The sequence below is a fragment of the Lysinibacillus sp. NPDC056959 genome (assembly GCF_042674095.1).
Classification (GTDB): domain Bacteria; phylum Bacillota; class Bacilli; order Bacillales_A; family Planococcaceae; genus Lysinibacillus; species Lysinibacillus zambalensis.
In genome coordinates, this window is sequence record NZ_JBHURE010000002.1 from 23493 (window position 1) to 46366 (window position 22874).

Consider the following 22874-nt stretch of genomic DNA (forward strand, 5'->3'; position numbering starts at 1 on the left):
CGTTTTTCATCTATGAATATTACTAAAGAGAAAGAGAAGCGAAGTTATAACGAGGAAAAGGATTTGAATTTTTTAAATGAGGATGATTTAAAAAATCTACTCCAATATCTGAAAAATGCAGATGATATGACTCACACATCATTAATTTGGACAATTGCACTTACTGGTATGCGAAAAGGTGAAGCAGCAGCATTACACTGGAAAGACATAAATTTAAAAGAAGGTACAATCAATATATACGAAACACGTGATTATTTGGGACAGCGAGAAGCGAAAACCAAAAATAGTATACGTCTTGTTGAAATCGATAAAAATTTATGTTCTCTCTTAGATGCATATCGAAAAAAAGTAATTGAGAAGAAACTTGAAAAAGGAATACAACATTCTATAAATGATCATGTCTTTGTTAATTTAATTACATTAAGACCTATCGGAAGAGGTTTGGCTGGAACAATTTTAAATAAAGCATTTGAAAATAAAATCATCTCAAAAAAAATAACACCCCATGGACTTCGTCATACGTACGCAACTATAATGTGTGCCAGAGGAGTGCCTATACCCATTGTAGCGAAAATGATTGGCGATACGCCAAATACAGTAATAGAATATTATGCTCATTCTATGAAGGATAAAGAAAAAGAGGCTGTTCAAATTTTATCTAAAGTTTTATTTTGAATTTTTTTGTGGTACTTTTTGGGGAACCCGTTTCTCAAAAAGTATCTCAAACCTTGATACCACTGTAATATTGACGCTCTTTAATCATATAACGTGAGTACGGTTTACCATTCTCAACGGTTGCCATCGTTCCTATTTTTTCACGATTTAAAACTTCTAGTATTTCATCTCGCACAGTGGTCATATCATCTCATCCTTTCTTATCCATACTATTTTGTCCTTATTTAGCTTAGCTAATCATATTTTTTGAAAAATATGAATTGACAATATTCGATTCATTTTAAAATCTATTGTTATAATAATTTGTTGAACAACATGAATTTTTAGAATGAGGGTTATAATGATGAAGGAAGCATTTTTCACACGGTGTCTGTTCTTCTTAACGGGTATTTTGCTTTTATCCTTAGGTATAACATTGACAATTAAAGGTCAGATTTTCGGTGTTGGTTCATGGGATGTATTACATATTGGACTAGCTAAAACATTGGGATTAACTATTGGTACTTGGTCCATTCTCATCGGACTAGCCATAATAGCATTTGATATAGTAATAACAAAGAAATTCCCACTGCCGGGTACGTTTATAGATATGTTTTTAGCAGGAATTTTTATTGATATTTTTAACTATTTGATTCCTGATATAGATGGTTTTTGGTTGCAACTGCTTTCATATGTATGTGGCTTACTATTACTTGGCTGGGGTTGCGGTATGTATATGGTGGCAAATTTAGGGATTGGTCCTCGTGATTCATTAATGCTTCTAATGGTTCATAAGCTTGGCTGGAGTGTCACACGCTCTCGAACAACTATGGAAGTAACTGTCGCTTTGATCGGCTTTTTACTAGGTGGTCCTATCGGCGTTGGTACTGTGCTAATGGCTTTCGGACTCGGACCGATTGTACAGTTTGCTTTAACATATAATGAAAAATTATTTATGAGATGGACTGGCGTGAAAAGCGCTGTAGTATAGGCTTACAAGACAATGCAAAAGTGCATTGTCTTTTTTTATTCGGTTGAAATATACAGTTCAACTATATATAATCGAACTATATAGTTGAACTGTATATGAGGTGAACTTGTGAAAAAACATAAATTACTACCTTTATCTGAAACCATGCATTATATTCTACTCGCCTTACGTGAACCGCTTCATGGCTATGCGATGATGCAAAAAATCGAGGAAATGAGCGCTGGTAGTGTAAGGATTGCGGCCGGCACTATGTATGGCGCAATTGAAAATTTGTTGAAATACCATTGGATTTCGCCTGTAAAGACCCAAGATACGAGACGTAAGGTTTATCAAACAACAGCTGAGGGATTAGAAATATTATCGGCTGAGCAAAAAAGATTGCAGCGAATTTTATCTTTATATGAGGGAGCTGATGGACATGATCAAGTTTAAACTCTTTTTTGATATCGAAAAAGAAGAAAAATGGTTAAATCATATGTTGTCCAAAGGATTGGTTTGTACAAATGTGATTTCTGGCGGTTTTTATACATTTAAAAAGACAGATGATCTTGAACAAGTTATCCGTATTGATTTTCAGCAAGATCTTAAAAAAGCAGAGCGAACTAATTATAAACAATTGTATGAGGATTTTGGATGGCAAGTATTAAAAGAAAAATCTTATGATGGTTCCTATTATTGGTTTAAAAGAAAAGATGGCAATGATGAATTATTTTCTGATCATGATTCGCAAATTGCTAAATATAAAAGATTAATGAAGCATTCCAGCAATTTCGCTATATTCTCTTTTATATGGTTAATGTTTTTTTATTCCAATGACAACTTTTACTTTTTTAATATAAAAGATGCTTATTTTACGCCAGGTTTATGGGATGTAAAGGGTTTTACTTTCCTTTTTTCCTTTTTATTTGAAACACCATTTGCCATCATGCGTTTTATCCCACCCTGGCTATTTTTAGCAACTTGCAGTATGTACGTAGTCATATATTTCCGTTACCGCAAATCTTTACAGCAGTTTATGCAATAAACAGCAAGGAACAGCTTATGGAGTTACCCCCCCTTCATTTGAGTGCCAAATCGTTTGGCAATAGAAACATAGCTTTCGCTACCTGCTAAATATGACTGAACAACATCTTATTCAAAAGCATTTTATACAATTTTTTCTAGCCATTCAAAAATCCCCTTTAAGTAGATGTTAACTACAGATAACTGTAGCTTTTTTAACATTTTCTACTTAAAGGGGATACTATCAAAAGTGCTCTTATTATATATATTCTCAGGTTCTGATCTAATGCGGGAGCAATCGAATCGTTTTTGTACGACTAATCGGCACTGCTGAATCGTGCTCGACGACGACAACAGTTGAAAATTTATTGTAATAATGGTCATCGTGTGCTTTAGGAGACAAAATAATAAGCTTTCGTTGTAATTCGTTTACATATAAATCAAAAACTTTTTCTTTCCGTTCCTCATCTAATGCACTATCAAATTCATCTAGGACGATGAAGCTTGGTGAAGTATTTAAATTTTGTAGCAGGGCAAGTGCAAATAATAGTGAGCTTAATGATTCTTCACCGCCTGACACACCTTTTCCTAGCTTACCATGTCTGGCCTTTGTGCCAACATCTTCTAAACGGCCACTATGACCTATTTTCCGTGCCTTAATATATAATTTAAAAATCGTACGACCTTTTTTATCTTCGAAACGTTCATATTCGATTTTTCCTTCAAATCGGAACTCATCCATATATTTCGTAAATAAATTGTTAATTTTAAGAACATTCATATTGATGGTTGTTTCAAGACGATTCTCATTTTCTAATGCTCGATTTCTGTGGATTTCTAAGTATTCCTGTGTTTGATCTACTGTCTCTTTTTTTATGTTAAAGTCATCTTTTACTGCAATATAATTACGCTCTGCCTCCGGATTCACATCTTCTACCCGTGCATTCTCAAAGTTGATACGGGCTGTAGTATTATCATTTTTCAACTTTGTCACAGTGCTATTTAATTCTAGAGTCTCTTCTTGTACTTCAGCAAAAATATCTGGAATAATTGTTGATAGCTCTTCCAAACGAAGCTGTTCTTGTAAAATGGAGGCTTCTGCCACTTCAAATTCTTCCTGATATTTGACAAGCAGCTTCTTCGTACCTTGCACTTCATTTCCTGCATCCGTTAAATCACGTTCAAGCGATCGAATATCACTTTCCTTCTGTCTACAAATATCATGAAGTTTATAGCTCTCATCCTTTAATTGATTAAGTTTGCTATTCGTCTCATCAATAGTATCATTCATGTCTTTTAACTTTAATTTCGTTTCTGCAAGCTGTTCTTGAACTTTCTTTAAAACTCCAAGTTGCTCATAAATATCTAGCTCGTTTTTTAGCTTTTCTAATTCAAATTGGATGCCTATATTTTTCCCTTGCTCGTTTTGTAGTGCTACTGTCATCTGGATTTCGTGTTTCTGAAGCTCTGTAAACTGTTCGTCTAGTTTTGTTTTGTACTGTAGCTTATGACGCTTAAATTCAGCATCTACAACACTCGCTTCTGCCTTCTGTACATCTTTAATAATACTATTTAGCTTTTGCAAATTAATTTGGTCTTCTTTAAATTGTGTTGTCGCCTCTGACAACTGTATTTCAAGCTGAGCTCTTAATTTACGCATTGTGTGTATCTGCTCTATCAGCATTTTATCATTTAAAATAACCGTATTTTTTTCTTGCGCTCCTCGATAGCCGTGCTCGTCCACTAATAATTCACCTTGGATTTTTGGCGCTTGAATCTCGAAAAATCTCTGTGCCCACCATAATGCTTTTACGGCAAAATTTTGTTCTTTTTCCGACAACCCTTGTCGAATAACTAGTTTTTGCGCTGGTAAACTAGTTGTAAAACGTTCTGGTACAATGGAACGTAACGACACATGATACAAATCATTAAACGCTACTTTCTCTTTAGCATCATAAAAAATAGTGTATTTAATTGACTTCAAACGATTTTCATGCTCAATTGTGGCACCTTCAGCTAACGTAACTAAATCTCGGAATGTATAAGCCGAAATATCTCGTTGCTTGAATTGTTGTAAGCCCGCTAATTGACGAGCTGAATATATTTGATTGTTTTCACGTTGTGTAATTTCAATTGTTGTATTTTCAAGTGCCTGCTCTAATGAGACTTTTTTCTTATAATAATCTTGAATTTGCTCTTCAAGATGTGTAATTTTTCGTTGTACATGGTGGGCACTAGTATGCTCTGCTAGAAGCGCGATTGCTTCCTGTTCCTCTTTTTCAATTTGCGCAAGCTCCCATTTAAGGGTTAATCGATTACCATTAAGTTCATCCTTTTGCATTGTCAGATTTGTTAATTGCTGCTGTAATTGTTTATATTGGTGTTCAATATTAACTAGTTCTTGCTGTGCATCATTGAATTTCGCTTTTGTTACTTCCTCTGTAAATCGAAGCTGTTTACGCTGTTCCTCTGTATGAACAAGTTAATCCTTTAATTCCTGCTCTGTCACGATCAAGGTCTCTCGTTTCTTGGATAGCTGTTCAAGCAATGTTGATTTTGATCTCTTTTCCTCATCCATTTGCAGTTGCTTTTTATTCAGCTCTTGTAATAAGAATTTTGCTTTTTCGATTTGTTTCTTTATTTGTACAATTTTCCCCTCTGTATCTTGACGAATATCCGTTTGCTTTAATTGTTTTTCTACAAGTTCTAGCTTGTGATTGTCGTATATTTGCACAAGTGACATGGTATAAAGGATATGCGCTTTTCCCGCTTCATATAGACGGGACTTGTTATTTTTCAAACGATCAAATTCTTCTTTTGCTATTTTCAAATTAAATTCAGCCTGCTTAACAACTGTCTTTGCAGCTATCAGTTCTTGTTCCAGTTCTTTAACACCTTCAATTGCCGCTTCCCACGACTGCTGGATTTCAGTAATATTATGCATTTCACTAAATCGACGAAAACGCTCTTCTGGCGCCATTACAGCGAACTGATTTACTTCTTGCTGATACCAAATTAAATAAAATAAATCTGAATCAATTTTATATTTAAACTGTAAATCTTCTTTATATGTTGTAAAATTACGTTGATTGACATCACCTGAACGATATATATCACTGACAGTCAAAGTATCCTCTGTTTCCCCTGTAAGGACATGATATTCACGCTGCAATGCGCCCCGATTTGCATCCTGTTCAATTATTAAACGAAATGAAACAAAAGGTGCTGCGTCAATTCGAGAAGGACCTTCATTTTTAAATATTAGCTCCACCATCGCTCTCCATTTTTGATGGCTATGTAAATTATTTGATCGCAAGCCTTCTAAATCTATTTTTGACGAATATAGTACTGCTCCCATACAAAATGAGATAGTTGATTTCCCTGTGCCATTTGGACCAGTGATTAGGATATGGTCATTCGCTTGACCAAAAAAAATGCGTGTTGGTTGATAGTCACGTATACCACTAAACTGCAAACGATAGGGAATCATAGTGCATCCTCCCTAATATACAAATTGTAGCGTTTGAAAAATTTCAATACTTCTTCTTTATTTAACTGAGTAGATTGGGCAAATTCGGCTGTTCTTCGTAAAAATGAATCTGAAAACATATGAACACCAATCGCAGTTAACGAGTAAGCTTTTTCATTTTTTGAAATTTCATTTTCTTCTACTGCACCAATTTTTTTCAGTTGATCGATGTTTTTCAGTAATTTAGCACTTGCATTTAATAACTCATGTCCGAAATCTGTTAATATTTGCTGTACTAATGTATATTCATGATTTAGAACTTCCTGCTGATAAAACATATACAATAAAATGGCAAGTGCCTCTTTGCTTAATGTCGACTTTGCGTCCTTAGCAGAAACACGCATCATAACGATCACGCGCTTTCTTTTTTCATCATAAATTACACGAAAGTAGCGATGCACCGCTGCATTTACACGTTCAATAAAAGAATAGAAAGCCTTGTCATCATTTTTGATGTTTAATAACTTTTCTAAATCCTTGCGCCTTAAACCATAATTACTGCCTAGTACACTTGCAGAGGATGAAAATAATAGCTGCATGAATGCTAGCTCTTCCTCCGCCGATAAGTAGGCACGTAAATTACTCATTGTTGCGAGATGTCCGTTCGTGTTGTTGTATTGTAAATCGTCTGTCGTCATCTTCTACCCACTCCCATCGTTTATCAAATTGTTTTGTGTCCAATACTTCCTTCATATTTACCTTTTGCTTACTCGTTAAAGCAGATACAGCTAGTAGGGAACGAATTGCATCCCCCCATTCAGCAGAGCTTGATTCTATCATTACTTCCTCTAGTTCACTTTCACCATGTACGTCTAAGTAGTGTTCGATTACATCTGTATTAATAACTGCCTTCGTCATTTGCCAAGCTGCATCATCAAACAATTGTTGAACGGATGCACCTTCAACAACGGTTTCTTCAAAGTTGATTTCCTCCTCAGTCTCAATTGGATGATTCACTTTAGGCTCATAGGTTTCTAAATAATGAATAGCTTCATCAATATCTTGTCCACCTATTGGAGCTGCAAATTTAATTGGCAACCAAATACCGTCCAGTTCCTCATCTTTATACTGTGCCTGCTCCATAAAACTAAATAAATCATACGCATTTGGGATATTCGAATCGATTGGTGGGTTGTAAATATTTACTATAAACGAGCGTATCTTTTCCGGTGAAATCGATTCAGAGAGAGGTGTATTCTGCATCGTTACGAAACGAATATATTTCGTAAGCATTCCTAGACTAAGCGCAGTTCCCTTGGATAAAACGGCTGTCCCACGTTGTACTAGTTCACTCATCACTAAGCTCTCTTCTACTGTTTGGAACTGGCTAAGTCGCTCTTGCATTTTAATTTCAAGTTCCTGCATAAGCTGATGGATAATTTCAAGCTGTGGTAAAGCATTTCTATCAGCAAAAAACTCTAATTGTCGAAGTTCCAGTTTTTGAATTGCATCTTCAACATTGCGAATCATAGATGCAATTTTATTGCCTCCTGAGATCCCATTATCATCATAGGCGGCACTGAGTTCCGCATCTCGTCGTGCTTGGAAGAGCGAACGTCCAATATCATCCTGTAAATAATAGGCTAATGAATCATTCGCAAGACGAATAAGTGCATCCATCATCCTTTTACCCCGATCTAATAATTTTATTTGACGCGTTTGCTTTGTGAGCCAGCTATTACGTGCCAAAATGTAAATTAAGTGATCAAGTTGCTTAATAGTTGGTGGTGTATCGTCGATATATGTATTTTGATAGCGATAATACAGCATTTCTGTATCCTCAATCACGCCTGCTAAACCTAAAGATTCTTCATACAAAAGCTGAATCGTATTCAGAAACCGCAAAATTTCAAGCGGTGACTCATAAATTTGTTGACTTCCAAGTTCGTTTAATACCCCAGCCAATGAGGCGATATCACGCATTGATGTTTTAAGCTCAGCTGTGTTCGATTCAATATTAAAAATAGAGATTGGCGCACGCTTTACTGTATCCATTTCATCCATTGTTCTACATCTCCTAATTGCTGCTCTTGTTCGTGTTCAGCTATTTCAAGTTCATCAAGTAGCCACTTTTTATAAGCTTCGATATCAGAAAAAGTCTGATTATCCCTAGCAATAATTTTATACGGTGTATTCATCATTTGCACTGCATGCATAGCTATCGTTAAGCCTGCAACATCAAAATCTGTCCAAACAATCACATTTTGTGTGACGACTAGCTGACGAATCAACATTTTATGTGCAGACCTTATTTGACCGTCTAAGCATAAAATAAAGGAATTAGTACGCTGTAAAAAGCTCGTTTCCTGTGCCATTCGTGTAAGAATTGCTCTATTTTCAACAAGCCAAATAATGCTTGCTTCAGTTTTATACTTATCCTTTAAAATGGCATCGTCGGTTAATGCATGAATAACACCTTGTTGATAATGGCTAAATGTTCCCGTTAACTCTCCTGCAAAAAAGACTGGTGTAATTTTCCCTAAACTAATTAATCCACAATCGCTTGCATGTACAGAGAAGACACGCTCTAACTCTTCGATAAATTCTTTTTGTTCACGGTCGAAAACTTTTGAACCACCAATTTTATCAAAAAGCGTTGCACCAATTTCTTTAAAATCAAATAATACCCCTTTATTTGCCAATTGAAAAAAGCCGATTGAAAAATGCAAAAAACGTAATCGTTTTTCAGTCGACCAATGAGATAATAATTTTGTTGTATGTGCTAATTCTACAATTTGCATTGCTACAAGCTCATTTAATTGTTGCACGGCTTGTTGAAGTTCTTTTATGGGTTGTATGTCAGCACTTTTTTGCAATTGTAATGCATAATTTTCTAACCTTTGCATCTGTTGCTCGTTCTGTACATCAAAATAATATTTTAAACTTGGTCCCATTCGGTAATGAATTGCTTTTGCAGTACGTCCATCCTGTGCGAAAACAATTTCTTCTATAATCCACCCTTCCTTAATCCAGCTTTGAATTGTAGAAAAATCTTCTGTTAGCTTTCGCTTTGAATTGTTTGTAAATCTATAATTTAATAGCTCTTGTGATGGCTTGATTTTAGTAAGTTGCCCAACCTTTAAAAACGATACGTTGCGGTATGTTCGTGCAGTCTGTTTCGCTACTGTATACTGCTTAATTGTATCCGAAATATATTTTGGAGGTACTTCAAGGTGTTCCCCGTTTTTGACAAAATACGAAGTCAAAAAATGTTCTATCATACTATCACACCCTTTCTCCCTTCATTATACAAAACTAGAGTAATGAATGCAGTATACCTAGTTTACTTCTTTAAATTAAATCTAAAAAATCTGTTAAAACACAACATAAAAACTACATCATCCACCAGGCTAATCTGAAGGGTGATGTAGTTTTTTTTACGGTTCCTCTGTATTTTTCCCAGTAGCCTCGATTACTTCAGGGGTCCCATCCACTTTGTCGTCCTCCTGTACATTTTCAGCGGCAGGAGGTGTAATCGTCACTAATGTATAGTCATCTTCCTGTAATATTTCAAAAGAGAACTTTTCGCGAATATCTCCTACATAAAGTGATGTCCCGATTGCTACATCAGTCACATCCACCTCTATTGTTTCAGGAATTTCTGACGGACTTACTTTTATGCGAACTTCACGGTTAGGCTGTAATAGAAAACCACCATCAGCAACTCCAATAGCATGACCCTTAACCGTTACTGGAATATCAACCTCTAGTTCTTCGGACATATTGATGGACTTAAAATCTACATGCTTAACATTGCCCTTTAACGCACAGCGTTGTACTTCTGTTAATACCGCGTTGACACGTTTACCGTCTACATCTAATTGAAAGACATTTTTATTGCCGAATTGAGCTAACATTTTTGCAAATTGTCTGGCATCCAGTGATACTGCTGTGGATTCCATTTGATAGCCATAAACAACACCCGGAATAGCACCGTTCTGTCTAAGTTGAGTTAATGATGAATTACGCCCTTTATCGCGTTTATTTACAGTTAAAACAGTATTCATCGTCTTTTCCCCTTTCATGGAAACTAGTCTCATAAAAGGTTTTGCCCGTTCTAATGATTTTTATACCTTTTGAATCTACTGTTCAATAAATATCTGTGGGTTTGTAAACGCTACTCCATTCAAAAACAGAACATTGCCCGCTAAAATTACCCTAAAATGATACGTAACATATTTCCTTCAATCGTATACCATGCCCTAAACATTAAAATGCCACCGAAATGTCCACCATTATTCACCGGTTTTTATATTAATTCTTTACAAATCATATTAATATCTTTTGAAAAAGTTTTTATTTGAAATGCTTCGGAAAAGGACATTTGCTCAGATGATGCTACTACTTGCTTGAGCTTTTGTTCATACGTAAATATAAATTGATCAATCGTTGGACATTCAAGTTTTAAGGCTCTAGCTACCCCTTGAATAATTTTCAGACGATAGTAATCCTCTTTTGGCATTCTTGGGATATCCCATATACCTTCATGATTCATAAATATCCTTTTTATAGGCACAGCTGAAAAATCAAAGTATCTTCCCTCTTGATCAGGTTTAGAAAATGGATCAATCAATAACGATGCATAACGTATATACAGCAGATACTCCTGATGAATAGACTCCAGTTTTTCAAAATCTTCGACATCTTGTCGTGCTATACTTGACGGTTGTAATGAATAATTATCATCTACCATAAATTTCAAAAGGTTTAGAGGCTGAATATTGACATGCGTTACTATTTTCATCATTTCTTTCCAATGATTCAGTAAATGGCGAATCATTGTGTACGTAATAGGTCCCTCAGGATAAAGCTTATAAACATACTTTATAGTCTCTTGTTCTTCAAATATTGCCTTTAATGAAAAATCATTCATAAACAGTGCTGGATGTACGTATAAGGAAATATTTCTTGTTTCCGCTTCTAATGGTGATGCTAAAACTTTCACATAAATTCCTAGCTGATTAAATAACTCGCTTAGTTTATCCATATGTTCCGATTTTGATTGATTCGATCCAATATAAACCGTTTTCTTTATCCCAGTTGTTAACACTTCATTCGATGGCACACCGTTTAACCATCTAGTATCACCATAATATGTAGATAAACTAATTACCTCAGCACAGGAGGATATCTGTTTTAAATAGTTAAAAATTAATTGATTCGAGCCAAATGTAGGAGAAATCAATATAATACACTTGGCTTGCTTCAAAACATGGATATCAATTTGTGATAATACAGCCATATAGGCATCTGTAGTCACACTGAGAACAATGGTATCCCAATCTCCTGATATTGTATTATAACCTTTAAAAAGACAATCAATCACACATTCTCCAGCTGCAGTCTGATGTTGTTTATTTTGTATATGTGCTTTAAGTGTACGTTGTTGTTTGATTGTTTTTTCAAAGAACATATTTGACCGTGAAGACTCTCGACCAGCAATCCCCACTTTGCTATTGAAATGACTTCTAAAATTTACAGCTAATTGAACAGATGTTGGCCCTGTCCCTAATAATAAAACCTTTTTGAAAAATGTCATATCATTCTCCTTAAAATTTAGTATTTACACTTTTTGATATAAAGCGATATCAAATACACCTTGAGGGACTGCAATTTGCTCGACTATACGCCATTTTGTTGCATCTACTGTTTCCATTGGGTAATTAAAAAGAGACTTTAAAGCATTCCCATAACGCATCGCAATCATCACGTCCTTTTTTGTTAAATTATGTAATTGCTCTAATATGTCATATTTACAATTGACTGTTGAGCTAAAAATAATATGACTAATCTGTTGAATGGATTGAAGTTCATTCACTGATTTATTTTCAATCTGAATTGTATGATTTCCAAGTTTAGCAGCCACTTGTCTCCCCAACAGAATAGCTTCATCGTCAATATCAATACCAAAAACTTTTGCTCCTGTACGTTTAGCAATCGATAATAATGTTATTGGAAAAGGACCTGACCCTACTACTAACACCTTTGATTTATTTGTAATAGGAAAACCACTAAGTTCTTTTTCAATGCAGACCTCTATATTGCGAAAATAATCCGTCATCTCTTCGGTTTCATGTAAGTATTTCAAAGCCCAATATTTTTCCATTATTTTCACACAATTAGCAGATATTTTTCTTAACTTCTCGATTAATAGTGAGATTTCATATGTTTGTTCTAAATTATGCCACTGATTTTCATTCTCACTGTTAGTTATAAAGGAAGAATAATCATCAATCACTTCCTCTAGCTCTGAATAATAACCTACCATTTGATCTTGATTATGTTTGTCAATTAAAAACTCAAGCTTACTAGCAAAGTAATGTAATTTCATTAATAAGGTTTCTGGATCTTTCACTCTTGTCACTCCCAATGTTTGTAGATTATTCAACTATTCCTCTCTCGCAACCGCACTTTTTTATATAAATAAACCGATAGATTTTGTACTTATGCTTCTAACTAGCATGTTCACTGTACTATGACTTATCTAGGTAGCAATAAAAATTATATGTGGTACCTCTTTTGTTTAATACTTACACTGAAAAAAAACAATAAAAAAAGTCGAGAGACATCATGTCCTCGACTTATACTGACTACTTTTATATTCTACGTGCAACATCCAATGACACCACTAGCATTTTTAATAAATTTGTCTTGTCGTTTGGGGCAAATTATGACGCAATGCTTCCCCCTGACTATAGTATTTGAATCAAATGTAGATAGCGTTTTCCGGTTTAAAATCCCTAAAGAAAGCAAAACACCAACATAACTGTCATACCAAGATTTATTGGCATCAATGTCTTTAGCTGAATACATGAACAACTACTGGATTCAACTCCCAAAAGTATAGTACTTTTCAAGAATTGTTCAATCAAAAAACTACACCTCAACTGTTCAGACTTACGAACAGTTGAAGCGTAGTTCAGACATGTACTTATCAAATTGTTACTTTATTATCTAATAATACGTGTAAATCATGAAGCTTTTTAATTTCAAAATGTGGTTGAATATCGCTTGTATTTTCAATATCACGTATATTAAACCAGCATGTATCAATTCCGGCTTGTAGTCCACCTTTAACATCGGATGTTAAGGAATCACCAATAATCAAGGTTTTATCTTTATTTATATGTTCGATACGCTCAAAAACATAATCGAAAAAAGCTGGCATTGGTTTTTGATAGCCTGTTTGTTCTGAAATAAAAATGGCTTTAAAAAATTGTGCTAAATTTGCATCCTTTAGGCGTTTATTTTGAGTCATTGTTTTACCATTTGAAACGACATATAATTCATAGTTATCGGCAAGCTGTTCGATTACTTCGTAGGCACCATCTACAAAATGATGAGCCTCCTTCAAATATTTTTGAAAGACCGCTTCAAAATACTCCCCATCTACATCTAAGCCGAATTCCTTTAACGCAATCGAAAATCGAGTGTTATGTAATGTATTTTTAGACACCTCACCACGTTCAAAAGCACGCCACATAGATTCATTAATCTCTTTATAACGCGCAATCATCGTCGGAGTTACTGCAATATTTTCCTGTTTAAATAAACGATCAAGTGCTGCATTTTCAGCCAAGTCAAAATCTAATAATGTGTCATCCACGTCAAACAATAGTGTTTCATACTTAGTCATGTCTTTTCCTACTTTCTTCGTTGCTGTATTACCATATCATTCCTACTATCATAACGCTTTTTTAGAAAAATAACAGTAAATTTACCCACCCATCAACTTTTCAGAATTTTGCAAATAATCACACAAGGAAATTCATAAAAAATATTTCCTTCATTACGTAATAAAAATGATCATCTTGCCTAAAAATAGCCCTTTCAATAATTTCATATTTGAAAATAACAGCGAATATGAGACAATAGAATGCTAGAAAGGAAGATGTACGAATTATGACGACTCTACAAAAAATTACGCCTGCCTTTGATCCATGGGAAGCGTATTTAGATGTTGAACAACATGGGCATATGACCCTCTCTAATATTGAATTTACAACAACAACTCTTTGTAATATGCGCTGTGCTCACTGCGCAGTTGGGTATACATTACAAACTAAAGATCCAGATGCACTGCCAATTGAGCTAATTATAAAGCGTCTTGATGAAATACCACATCTTAAAACAATCTCGATTACTGGTGGAGAACCGATGATGTCTAAGAAATCCGTTCAAAACTATGTATTGCCTTTATTGAAATATGCGCATGAACGAGGTGTGCGAACACAAATCAACTCCAACCTAACATTGGAGCCTGAACGTTATTTACTGATTGCTCCGTATTTAGATGTTTTACATATCTCACATAACTGGGGTACGATTGATGAATTCGTCGAAACAGGCTTTGCCATGATGGAGCGAAAACCGACTTATGAACAGCGTGCAGCTTTGTTCCAACGCATGATTGATAACTCAAAAATGCTTGCAGAACACGGTGTAATGGTATCAGCAGAGACAATGTTAAACAAAAAAACTTTACCTTACTTAGAACATATTCATAACCAAATCATCAATGAGATGAAATGTGCTCGCCACGAGGTGCATCCAATGTATCCTTCAGATTTCGCAAGTGCCCTTACATCTTTATCACTTGAAGAAACTCGTGATGCGATTCATCATCTACTTGATGTTCGAGACGAAAATACTTGGATGCTTTTTGGTACCCTACCTTTCTATCCATGTAGCATGAATGAGGAAGATCAAAAACTCCTAAAACGACTACGAGAAGAAAAGAACGTTACGATGCGTAATGATCCGGATGGTCGCTCTCGCTTAAATATCAATATCTTTACAGGTGATGTCATTGTGACAGACTTTGGCGATACACCAGCACTCGGCAATATTGAAAACGACGAATTATCAGCAATTTTTGATAAATGGATGGCAACAGATTTAGCGAAATCACTAAACTGCCACTGTCCAGCCGTAAAATGCTTAGGTCCTAACGTTCTTGTTAAAAATATGTATTATAAAGATACACAGTTTGTTAGTGGTTCAGCCAAAATGTAAAAGGAAAAATGTCCAATGCATACATTTGCATTGGACATTTTTTATAAGATTTATGAAATTTTCGCCTTAACAATCTGTTAAGCTATTATCTGTTGCTTCTTTTTATTCCTGAGGTAAATTTAATGACAAAGTTCTTCATAAATATAAAGGGGAAATCAAAAAAGCCATGCTCACATACTGAACATGACTTCCTTTTACATGAATAATAGATTTTTTTGATAGCAAATTCGGATTTATTTCTGTTCATTAGTATATTTAATATACTAATACAGTAATTCTTCTTTCACTAAAGCTATTGTGTTCTTATTAATTCTTTTGCCATTAACTTGAAAGTATTCAAGCGACTTTCTAGTGCGTATTGATTGCAGTTTAGCATCACTTCGTCAAATCCATATTGCTCTTGCTCTGCTACTAAAAATTTCGCTACTTCCTTCGGTGTTCCGACCAGATTGGCTTTTCGATTATTGGCGATTGTCATTTTATCCAACTCCGTAAGTGGATAATCCTTTGCTTCTTCGGGTGACATCGCTTGAATAATTTGCCCCTTCATGAGATGAAGACGTGTAATATCAATCGGTTTCGCCAAATATTCCGCTTCCTCTAACGTATCTGCAACCGTCGCAGCATAAGTAACGATAATTTGCGGCTTCTCCATATAAAAAGAAGGTATAAAGTAATCTCTATACGTATCAAATATATCCTTTGACATATTGCCAGTGAAAAATTGTGCATATGAATAACCTACACCAAATCGACCTGCCTGCATAGCGCTTTGACCACTTGACCCAAGTAACCAAGCTTCAGGTAATTGGATATTCACTGGTGCCGCAATTACTTGATCATAGACATCTTCCCCTGTTTTTTGATTATTCATCAGTTTTAAAATGATCTCGAGCTTATCGTATTGCTCTGTAAATCGTTGTCTTCGTCCCTCTGCCAGTGCATAAATAGAGGCATGGTCACCACCAGGGGCTCTGCCGACGCCAAAATCAATACGATTTGGTGCTAAGCCACTTAATGTTTTAAAGACCTCTGCCAGCTTATATGGAGAATAATGCATCATCATTACGCCTCCAGTACCAATACGAAGACGTTTTGTTTTCGCCGCCAGGAAAGCAGCTGTAACCTCTGGAGCTGAACTTGCCAGTGAATGGCTATTATGGTGCTCTGCTAACCACATTCGATGATAGCCAAGCTCTTCACCTAATAGCGCTATTTGTTCTGTACGCTGAAAGGCCTCCTCAGCAGTATGATCTTTTGGTATAGGCATTTGATCTAATATACTTAATCTCATTGAAAACACCCTCTCTGTCTAAGCACTCCTCTCTACTGTAATATAGTAAACTCTTTATACAAAGTAAAAGACCTTACTCATAGGCAAGCCGCTTTGCATGCCATGTGTCATAAACCATGCCAATAAGGAAACGTTTTTGTTCGGGACTCAATACAACATCATTAAATTTCATTGCATAAATAGAAAATTGATTTGTTTCTTCATCCACTACGAACTGTAAAATGGCATGTCCTTTTTCATTTTCAAATGTAATATCACCTGATAATTCGACAACATGCTCGCCAGTTTTTGCCTGGTAATAGCGCCAATATGGTTCAAAAAATGCGTAATTAAATGCATTACGAACAGATACATCTGAAAAATGCCCCAAATACCCTTCTTTTACAGTATCGATAAACTCATTATCAGTTATATCTTTTTTGGCATTATACACACATCCGACAAGTAGCCCCATACATACAACACAAACAAATACTCTTACATGATTTCCTAAACTCAAATGTCATCACGTCCCCTTTACGCAAAAAACACTATCAACTACATAATACATTAAAATAAATACACAAAGTAGAATATTTTAGCTTTTTATAGAATTTAAAAATATCAAAAGAGATTAAATCCTCGAAATTAACAGAAAAAAATTATTGAAGCTATTTACAGTTACTTTTCATTTCGCTACTATCAGATTATTATTATAGAAAAGAGATGAACTGCTGTGCCTTTTGATTTAGATGTAAACATTTTACTCATCCTTATTCTTTTTGGCTTTCTAGCCGCATTTATCGATTCTGTTGTAGGAGGCGGCGGGCTTATTTCTTTACCAGCTCTTATGTTTGTTGGTCTTCCACCATCTGCAGCCGTGGCTACGAACAAGTTAGCAGGCACTATGGGGTCATTAACGAGCACCATAACATTTTATCGCTCTGGTAAATTGGATATTAAAGCCGTTTACAAACTATTCCCTTTTGTTTTTATAGGCTCCATGATCGGTGCATGGATTGTCCATCTTATGGATCCTAGTGTTCTAAAACCACTTATGCTTGTCATGCTAGCAGCTGTGGCTATTTATACTATTTTCAAGAAAGACTGGGGTAGCATTTCTACCTATAAAAGATTGACACCTAAGCGTTACGCATTTTTTGTGGCGATTATTACATTAATCGGCTTCTATGATGGCTTTTTAGGTCCGGGGACAGGCTCATTTCTACTGTTTGCCTTTTTAATAGTTGGCTTCGACTTTTTAAAATCGGCAGGTAATGCTAAATTTTTAAATTTCGGAAGTAATATCGCAGCCCTTCTTATGTTTATATACTTAGGGCAAATAAATTATGCCTATGGTTTACCTATGGGACTTGCACAAATTGCTGGGGCAATTGTTGGTTCTAAGTTTGCCATTAAACGTGGCAGCGGGTATGTACGTAATTTATTTATCGTTGTGACAATTTTATTACTTTTGAAAAATACATATGACTATTTTTCATGATTGATTCTTTATATCTACCAATTTTTTAATGCAGATCCATTATGCCCAGCATGATGTGTTTTGCGCGAAAGCGAAGCGACAGCAGCATGATGTGTTTTGCGCGAAAGCGAAGCGACAGCAGCATGATGTGTTTTGCGCGAAAGCGAAGCGACAGCAGCATGATGTTGGTCACTCAGTCGTTATCACAGAACATTGTTGTTCTTAGAATGAGTTCCACTCAACTGTGGCAATCTTCATTAAAGATATTTTGTATTCGTACTTATCAATATATCGACTAAATAGAAGCATGCTAAAAATACAGCATGCTTCTATAATAATTTTATTATCCAAAATTCTCCGTCTATAATTATTCTTGCTTCCTAAAAATTCCGTAAGCAATAACTCCAAATAAATAGCCTATTCCAGCCCCTAAAGCAATTGTAAATACTAGAAAGTTTGGTTTGAAAAACATGCCAAAAACCACACCGAGAGCACTTCCAAAAATCATTCCCAATGGAATTAAACTATCTATTAAATCTTTAGCGTCGCTTGACTTTTTCATACCTAATGCTCCTTTCTGTTTTTATAATTGTGAAAAAATATATCTATTCCAGAGCCAAGATGGTGCTGCTCTAAATCAAAGAACGGCGCCATTTAATTGTGTTTTACACTTCCCTTTACAATAAGCATTCTTCCTCTTCAAATCTGATTATAAGAAGTATAGCTTACTTGCTTTTATTTTCAATCTACTATATGTATGGGATGGTTCATGTAGAAAAAGGACCGTTGACACTTTCTCAGTTCGATACTATTTTAGGACATTTTCTTCGATTGCAATGCCAGTTATTTAGATCCTCCCCGGGCAATTTTATTTGTAATTGTGACCAATTTACCTTTTCCCCTTTCTAAGCAATTGTAAAAGGTTTATAATTTGCTATGATTTTTCTTCACAATAAAATGTACAGAAAAGCGCAACTTAACAAGTGGCGGATTTCTTCATCCCCACTGATGATTATCACAGAATTTAATACGGGATAAATTACCAGGTACCAATGACTTATCTTTGAAATTAACAGAAAAAGATAAGTTTTTTTATGCTATCAACTTTTTTTCCCCTTTCATACGTCTATTAGTTGTATACAATTTGAAAATGTTAAAAAGGAGCTTCTTTGGACATGAAAACAAGAAATGCATTTCAACATGAAGAGGTGTTTGTCCAGTTAATTCGTGAACAGAAAGAGCGTTTTTATTTGCTCGCGTATAGCTATACGAAAAATGAACAGGACGCACTTGATGTTGTACAAGACAGTATTCAAAAAGCAATGCTTTCTCTCGATCGATTAGAAAATGTCGAATATATGAAAAGCTGGTTTTATAAAATCGTCGTACGTACATCTATAGATTTTTTACGTAAGCATAAACGCTTACAAGTGACAGACGATGTTACATTGCAATTTTTAACACCTGCACAAGAGGATATCTACGAAAACGTTGATTTAGAGCATGCGTTAGAAGACTTACCCGTAATGTATCGTGAGGTTGTTATTTTACATTATTTTGAAGATTTAAAACTCGCTGATGTTGCAAATATCCTTAACATTAAGCTGAGTACTGCTAAATCACGTCTTTATAAAGCGTTAAAACTATTGAAAATACAGTTGGAAGATGTGAAGGGAGAAACAGCACATGGATGAAAAATTAAAAGAATTAGAAAAACAATATAATGAGGTATCTATTCCAAAGGAGCTTGATTTTGTGGTTGAAAACGCACTAAAACAAGGTAAAAAGAAAAGAAAAAAACGAGCACCACAATGGTTTCTAGGATCTGCTGCAGCTGCAATGCTTTTTACAGCTGGATTAAATGTCAGTCCTGCAATGGCACGAACACTTTCAGATATTCCTGTTGTTGGTAGTGTCGTAAAAGTCTTAACTTGGACTGAATATGAAGTAAAAGAAGAGACATATGATGCAGACATTAAAGTACCTTCTATCGAAAACCTAGAAAATAAAGATCTTGCAAATGCTTTAAATGAAAAATATCGTTCAGAAGGTAAAGCTCTTTATAATGACTTTGTTGCCGAAGTTGGTGATTTAAAGGCTAACGGTGGCGGCCATTTAGGCGTAGATAGCGGCTTCGACGTAAAAACAGATAATGACCAAATCTTGTCGATTGGTCGTTACACTGTCAATACAGTTGCATCATCTTCTACAACGATGCACTACGATACAATTGATAAAGAAAATGAAATTTTAATTACACTGCCAATGCTATTTAAAGACGATAGTTATATTAACACGATCAGTGAAAACATTAAGGAACAAATGCGCGAACAAGCTGCTGCATCTAACCAAGAAAAGGTGTACTGGTTAAAAGGAGCAGGTCTTCCTGATGAAGAAGTTTTAGATGAATTTACAGCTGTTAAAGCTGATCAACAATTCTATATTTCCGATGAAGGTAAGCTTGTTATCTCCTTCGATAAATACGAAGTTGCTCCTGGCTATATGGGTGTTGTGGAATTTGAAATCCCAACAGATATCTTAAAAAATCATCTTGTAAGCTCTAATTATATTCATTAATAATGTAATCCTATAATCCGTGGGGGATTTTCTTTATCCCCCACGGATTATTCGTCTCCACCCAATTGGGCTGTAAGCCCGAAATATAAAAAATATGCACAACTTTTCGGACCGCACTACGAATGGCCATCTATCTGAAATTTTTCTCGAATAGATGACTATTTTGCACATGTGGCTTGGATTTTTTTCGACCAAGGCATGTATTTGTTTAAAATTTGGGGTTGCTGATGGATCGGTAAATTCGGCAGCAGCTCCATCCTTAGTTTAACTAAATATTGATAGAAATCGATACCATTCGCTTTTGCTGTTTCAGCCAGACTCAAGCAGTACATTCGCTTTAGCACCAGCTTCACTCACAGAAAAACGCCAGTTCTTTCGGCCAATCACATTAGGACGAATCGGATTTTCAGCTGGATTATTATCAATTCCAATCCGACCATCGAACAGAGAAACTTTTAACCCATGTACACGATTTAATGTGTTTTTGGAAACTTTATCCAAGGTGTTTTTTCCGAAGAATGGAAATTTATCTACCCATTCCTGAAACTTTTCGACAATCGGTTTTGATTGCTTTTGCTGTGCTTTACGACGCTTTCCTGGTGAGAGATGCTTATATTGCCGTTCTAAGCGATACAGTTGATCACAGTAATCCAAGCCGATTTTCCCATTTTTGCTATCGACTTTCAGCCAATAACATCGTATATGCGCCCAACAATTAGCGAATGAAATATTAGATAGCTTACCGTATGCTTATAAAATGCTATTTTTATCGCAATTATTGTCGAAATAATGTCGAAGATTGTAAAAAATAAATACAGTATTATAAATATCACTACTCATGATGATCTTATCTGTGTATAGTTGCATAAGATAAAATGAATAATATTCTACGATAGATGAAGGGGATTACTTTTAAATGGGAAAGAAAATTGCATGGGTTACAGATACAGCAGCATTGTTAGATGAAAAGTTCATACAGGACAATCAAATTCACGTATTACCACTTAATATAGTATTCGAAGAAGGGGCTTTGCGCGAAACTGTTGATATGACACATGATCAGTTTTACGAAAAGCTACGAAATGCTAAAAAAAATCCAAAGACATCACAACCTGCTATTGGTGAAGTTGTAGACTTATATAAATCATTAAAAGAACAAGGGTATACATGTGCAATTGCAATTCATACCTCTCAACATCTTTCGGGCACTTATCAAAGCACTTTCACAGCAGCCGATCAAGCTGAATTTGAAGTATATCCAGTGGATTCAAAAATCGGGTCATTTCCGATGATGAAAATGATTAAACTCGGTCAGCAGTTAGAGCGTGAAGGTTTTGAACCTGGCTATATTGTTGAAAGAATCAATGAGATGGCAGATAACAGTGAGCTTTCATTTATTCCGGCTAACTTATCACAATTACATAAAAGTGGTCGAGTTTCAGGGACTCAAGCATTTTTAAGTAACTTGTTGAATATTAAAGTTGTCATATCATTTGAAGATGGGAAGCCCGTTATGAAAGAAAAAGTACGCGCTACTACTAGAGCTAAAACATATGTACAAAATGTTTTAAATACAGATTTAGAAAAAAGTATTATCCCTGAAGTTGCAATTATTCACTGTAATGATGAAGAAGGCGCAACCGCTTGGAAAAAAGCTTTAGAGAACGAATATCCGCTCATAAACTTCTCCGTATTACCACTAAGTGCTTGTGTAGCAGTTCATGCAGGTGAAGGAACGCTTGGTTTAAGTTGGGTACGTCTACCAGAGCTTGCACCACTTAAGAAAAAGAAAGCTGAATTAGTTACTATATAAACATAATTGTAATCTAAATTATTGTAGGTACATGAAGTTGCGAAATTCCTATAAACCAACTATTTTACAGTCAGAGAGCATTTTAGCTTAAGTAAACTGGCAGATGTAACGTTATTTTTTGAATGATAGCAGTGTTTTCATTCAGGTATGGGGGACTGGCTGTTAAATTTTGTTTGAATACGGATATTGTTATTATAGGTAATTTAGTCTTCGACGATTTGAATCATATGCGCATTTGTCGTGCGGTAGATTCCGTCGAGATAGTACGTTTCAATTCGGGAATTATCAGTGGGCGTGCCTTTGCGGGACATGCTTAGGGTAATTCCTTTTTCTTTGACTGATTTTTGATACGCATATGATGTGTACACAGAACCTTGATCGCTATGCAAGATGCAGCCTTGCGGTAGAATTGATATAAAGTATCCAAAACGAATGACGTATCTTGTGTAGAATCAATTGTTTGCGCTACAATTTCTCCGATATAGAGTAAACCCAAAATATAAAACACCTTTTCGGTACACACGACGAATGGCCATC

Annotated in this window: 23 protein-coding genes and 2 pseudogenes; 9 read left to right on the forward strand and 16 right to left on the reverse strand. The window is 35.3% G+C overall.

What is annotated here, in order from left to right; all coding sequences use genetic code 11:
* Positions 1-63 precede the first annotated feature (63 nt).
* Complete coding sequence (locus tag ACFTQ7_RS02205) at positions 64-675, forward strand: site-specific integrase (protein ID WP_386827045.1); 612 nt, start codon at positions 64-66, stop codon at positions 673-675.
* Positions 676-721: 46 nt separating this feature from the next.
* On the opposite strand, the gene ACFTQ7_RS02210 is transcribed toward ACFTQ7_RS02205, so the two are convergent.
* On the reverse strand, positions 722-859 hold the full coding sequence (locus tag ACFTQ7_RS02210) for a pyridoxamine 5'-phosphate oxidase family protein (protein ID WP_386827046.1): 138 nt from the start codon (positions 857-859) through the stop codon (positions 722-724).
* A gap of 159 nt (positions 860-1018) precedes the next feature.
* On the opposite strand from ACFTQ7_RS02210, the gene ACFTQ7_RS02215 reads away from it, so the two are divergent.
* The 3 genes from ACFTQ7_RS02215 (at position 1019) to ACFTQ7_RS02225 (ending at position 2669) form a co-directional block, all read left to right on the forward strand.
* Positions 1019-1645, forward strand: a complete 627-nt coding sequence (locus tag ACFTQ7_RS02215; protein ID WP_349661022.1) for a YczE/YyaS/YitT family protein — start codon at positions 1019-1021, stop codon at positions 1643-1645.
* A gap of 144 nt (positions 1646-1789) precedes the next feature.
* On the forward strand, positions 1790-2077 hold the full coding sequence (locus ACFTQ7_RS02220) for a PadR family transcriptional regulator (RefSeq protein WP_386827469.1): 288 nt from the start codon (positions 1790-1792) through the stop codon (positions 2075-2077).
* Positions 2064-2669, forward strand: coding sequence for a DUF2812 domain-containing protein (locus tag ACFTQ7_RS02225; RefSeq protein ID WP_386827047.1), 606 nt, complete (start codon positions 2064-2066; stop codon positions 2667-2669). The genes ACFTQ7_RS02220 and ACFTQ7_RS02225 overlap by 14 nt, the downstream gene beginning before the upstream one ends.
* Positions 2670-2930: 261 nt before the next feature.
* Here ACFTQ7_RS02225 and ACFTQ7_RS02230 read toward each other — a convergent pair whose 3' ends face one another.
* The 9 genes from ACFTQ7_RS02230 to ACFTQ7_RS02270 form a co-directional block, all read right to left on the reverse strand.
* Complete coding sequence (locus tag ACFTQ7_RS02230; RefSeq protein ID WP_386827048.1) at positions 2931-4988, reverse strand: coiled-coil domain-containing protein; 2058 nt, start codon at positions 4986-4988, stop codon at positions 2931-2933.
* A gap of 141 nt (positions 4989-5129) precedes the next feature.
* Positions 5130-6137 (reverse strand): AAA family ATPase, encoded by a 1008-nt coding sequence (locus tag ACFTQ7_RS02235; protein WP_386827049.1) that lies wholly within the window; start codon positions 6135-6137, stop codon positions 5130-5132.
* The gene (locus ACFTQ7_RS02240; RefSeq protein ID WP_386827050.1) at positions 6134-6814 is read right to left on the reverse strand and encodes a hypothetical protein; all 681 of its coding nucleotides are present in this window, start codon (positions 6812-6814) and stop codon (positions 6134-6136) included. Before ACFTQ7_RS02240 ends, ACFTQ7_RS02235 begins: the two co-directional genes overlap by 4 nt.
* Positions 6756-8180 (reverse strand): hypothetical protein, encoded by a 1425-nt coding sequence (locus ACFTQ7_RS02245; protein ID WP_386827051.1) that lies wholly within the window; start codon positions 8178-8180, stop codon positions 6756-6758. The genes ACFTQ7_RS02240 and ACFTQ7_RS02245 overlap by 59 nt, the downstream gene beginning before the upstream one ends.
* Positions 8159-9397 carry a DUF2399 domain-containing protein gene (locus ACFTQ7_RS02250; protein WP_386827052.1) on the reverse strand — a complete coding sequence of 413 codons (1239 nt, stop codon included), beginning with the start codon at positions 9395-9397 and terminating at the stop codon, positions 8159-8161. Before ACFTQ7_RS02250 ends, ACFTQ7_RS02245 begins: the two co-directional genes overlap by 22 nt.
* Before the next feature lie 156 nt (positions 9398-9553).
* Positions 9554-10183, reverse strand: a complete 630-nt coding sequence (locus tag ACFTQ7_RS02255) for a 50S ribosomal protein L25/general stress protein Ctc (RefSeq protein ID WP_386827053.1) — start codon at positions 10181-10183, stop codon at positions 9554-9556.
* Between the two features lie 242 nt (positions 10184-10425).
* Positions 10426-11715: an opine metallophore biosynthesis dehydrogenase gene (locus tag ACFTQ7_RS02260; protein WP_386827054.1), complete on the reverse strand. Its 1290-nt coding sequence runs from the start codon at positions 11713-11715 to the stop codon at positions 10426-10428.
* A gap of 24 nt (positions 11716-11739) precedes the next feature.
* On the reverse strand, positions 11740-12531 hold the full coding sequence (locus ACFTQ7_RS02265; RefSeq protein ID WP_386827055.1) for a methyltransferase domain-containing protein: 792 nt from the start codon (positions 12529-12531) through the stop codon (positions 11740-11742).
* A 579-nt stretch (positions 12532-13110) separates the two neighbouring features.
* Positions 13111-13812, reverse strand: a complete 702-nt coding sequence (locus ACFTQ7_RS02270) for a YjjG family noncanonical pyrimidine nucleotidase (protein WP_386827056.1) — start codon at positions 13810-13812, stop codon at positions 13111-13113.
* A 266-nt stretch (positions 13813-14078) separates the two neighbouring features.
* Between ACFTQ7_RS02270 and yfkAB the strand changes: the two genes are divergently transcribed.
* Complete coding sequence (yfkAB, locus tag ACFTQ7_RS02275) at positions 14079-15191, forward strand: radical SAM/CxCxxxxC motif protein YfkAB (RefSeq protein ID WP_386827057.1); 1113 nt, start codon at positions 14079-14081, stop codon at positions 15189-15191.
* A gap of 292 nt (positions 15192-15483) precedes the next feature.
* Here the strand turns inward: yfkAB and ACFTQ7_RS02280 are convergent, their stop codons facing one another.
* Positions 15484-16485, reverse strand: coding sequence for an LLM class flavin-dependent oxidoreductase (locus ACFTQ7_RS02280; protein WP_386827058.1), 1002 nt, complete (start codon positions 16483-16485; stop codon positions 15484-15486).
* A gap of 73 nt (positions 16486-16558) precedes the next feature.
* Positions 16559-16984, reverse strand: coding sequence for a hypothetical protein (locus ACFTQ7_RS02285; protein ID WP_386827059.1), 426 nt, complete (start codon positions 16982-16984; stop codon positions 16559-16561).
* Between the two features lie 216 nt (positions 16985-17200).
* Between ACFTQ7_RS02285 and ACFTQ7_RS02290 the strand changes: the two genes are divergently transcribed.
* Complete coding sequence (locus ACFTQ7_RS02290) at positions 17201-17968, forward strand: sulfite exporter TauE/SafE family protein (RefSeq protein ID WP_386827060.1); 768 nt, start codon at positions 17201-17203, stop codon at positions 17966-17968.
* 25 nt (positions 17969-17993) lie between these two features.
* Here the strand turns inward: ACFTQ7_RS02290 and ACFTQ7_RS02295 are convergent, their stop codons facing one another.
* Both ACFTQ7_RS02295 and ACFTQ7_RS02300 read right to left on the reverse strand, forming a co-directional pair.
* The gene (locus tag ACFTQ7_RS02295) at positions 17994-18140 is read right to left on the reverse strand and encodes a hypothetical protein (protein WP_386827061.1); all 147 of its coding nucleotides are present in this window, start codon (positions 18138-18140) and stop codon (positions 17994-17996) included.
* Positions 18141-18314: 174 nt separating this feature from the next.
* Positions 18315-18509 (reverse strand): hypothetical protein, encoded by a 195-nt coding sequence (locus ACFTQ7_RS02300; protein WP_386827062.1) that lies wholly within the window; start codon positions 18507-18509, stop codon positions 18315-18317.
* Positions 18510-19122: 613 nt separating this feature from the next.
* On the opposite strand from ACFTQ7_RS02300, the gene ACFTQ7_RS02305 reads away from it, so the two are divergent.
* The gene (locus tag ACFTQ7_RS02305; RefSeq protein WP_386827063.1) at positions 19123-19641 is read left to right on the forward strand and encodes an RNA polymerase sigma factor SigV; all 519 of its coding nucleotides are present in this window, start codon (positions 19123-19125) and stop codon (positions 19639-19641) included.
* A complete protein-coding gene (gene rsiV / locus ACFTQ7_RS02310) occupies positions 19634-20524 on the forward strand; it encodes an anti-sigma-V factor RsiV (RefSeq protein WP_386827064.1) in 891 nt (296 codons plus the stop codon). Before ACFTQ7_RS02305 ends, rsiV begins: the two co-directional genes overlap by 8 nt.
* 158 nt (positions 20525-20682) lie before the next feature.
* Here the strand turns inward: rsiV and ACFTQ7_RS02315 are convergent.
* Positions 20683-21274: pseudogene (locus tag ACFTQ7_RS02315) on the reverse strand (IS66 family transposase); the annotation flags it as partial.
* Positions 21275-21440: 166 nt separating this feature from the next.
* On the opposite strand from ACFTQ7_RS02315, the gene ACFTQ7_RS02320 reads away from it, so the two are divergent.
* Complete coding sequence (locus tag ACFTQ7_RS02320) at positions 21441-22337, forward strand: DegV family protein (protein WP_386827065.1); 897 nt, start codon at positions 21441-21443, stop codon at positions 22335-22337.
* 206 nt (positions 22338-22543) lie between these two features.
* Here ACFTQ7_RS02320 and ACFTQ7_RS02325 read toward each other — a convergent pair.
* Positions 22544-22851 (reverse strand): annotated as a pseudogene (locus tag ACFTQ7_RS02325) (DDE-type integrase/transposase/recombinase); the annotation flags it as partial.
* Positions 22852-22874 lie beyond the last annotated feature (23 nt).

Excerpts from the sequence above, each read along its gene's own strand:
- ACFTQ7_RS02210 (WP_386827046.1), bottom strand. The coding sequence starts at position 859 with ATGACCACTGTGCGAGATGAAATACTAGAAGTTTTAAATCGTGAAAAA.
- ACFTQ7_RS02215 (WP_349661022.1), top strand. The coding sequence starts at position 1,019 with ATGAAGGAAGCATTTTTCACACGGTGTCTGTTCTTCTTAACGGGTATT.
- ACFTQ7_RS02220 (WP_386827469.1), top strand. The coding sequence starts at position 1,790 with ATGCATTATATTCTACTCGCCTTACGTGAACCGCTTCATGGCTATGCG.
- ACFTQ7_RS02225 (WP_386827047.1), top strand. The coding sequence starts at position 2,064 with ATGATCAAGTTTAAACTCTTTTTTGATATCGAAAAAGAAGAAAAATGG.
- ACFTQ7_RS02230 (WP_386827048.1), bottom strand. The coding sequence starts at position 4,988 with ATGCAAAAGGATGAACTTAATGGTAATCGATTAACCCTTAAATGGGAG.
- ACFTQ7_RS02235 (WP_386827049.1), bottom strand. The coding sequence starts at position 6,137 with ATGATTCCCTATCGTTTGCAGTTTAGTGGTATACGTGACTATCAACCA.
- ACFTQ7_RS02240 (WP_386827050.1), bottom strand. The coding sequence starts at position 6,814 with ATGACGACAGACGATTTACAATACAACAACACGAACGGACATCTCGCA.
- ACFTQ7_RS02245 (WP_386827051.1), bottom strand. The coding sequence starts at position 8,180 with ATGGATGAAATGGATACAGTAAAGCGTGCGCCAATCTCTATTTTTAAT.
- ACFTQ7_RS02250 (WP_386827052.1), bottom strand. The coding sequence starts at position 9,397 with ATGATAGAACATTTTTTGACTTCGTATTTTGTCAAAAACGGGGAACAC.
- ACFTQ7_RS02255 (WP_386827053.1), bottom strand. The coding sequence starts at position 10,183 with ATGAATACTGTTTTAACTGTAAATAAACGCGATAAAGGGCGTAATTCA.
- ACFTQ7_RS02260 (WP_386827054.1), bottom strand. The coding sequence starts at position 11,715 with ATGACATTTTTCAAAAAGGTTTTATTATTAGGGACAGGGCCAACATCT.
- ACFTQ7_RS02270 (WP_386827056.1), bottom strand. The coding sequence starts at position 13,812 with ATGACTAAGTATGAAACACTATTGTTTGACGTGGATGACACATTATTA.
- yfkAB (WP_386827057.1), top strand. The coding sequence starts at position 14,079 with ATGACGACTCTACAAAAAATTACGCCTGCCTTTGATCCATGGGAAGCG.
- ACFTQ7_RS02280 (WP_386827058.1), bottom strand. The coding sequence starts at position 16,485 with ATGAGATTAAGTATATTAGATCAAATGCCTATACCAAAAGATCATACT.
- ACFTQ7_RS02300 (WP_386827062.1), bottom strand. The coding sequence starts at position 18,509 with ATGAAAAAGTCAAGCGACGCTAAAGATTTAATAGATAGTTTAATTCCA.
- ACFTQ7_RS02305 (WP_386827063.1), top strand. The coding sequence starts at position 19,123 with ATGAAAACAAGAAATGCATTTCAACATGAAGAGGTGTTTGTCCAGTTA.
- rsiV (WP_386827064.1), top strand. The coding sequence starts at position 19,634 with ATGGATGAAAAATTAAAAGAATTAGAAAAACAATATAATGAGGTATCT.
- ACFTQ7_RS02320 (WP_386827065.1), top strand. The coding sequence starts at position 21,441 with ATGGGAAAGAAAATTGCATGGGTTACAGATACAGCAGCATTGTTAGAT.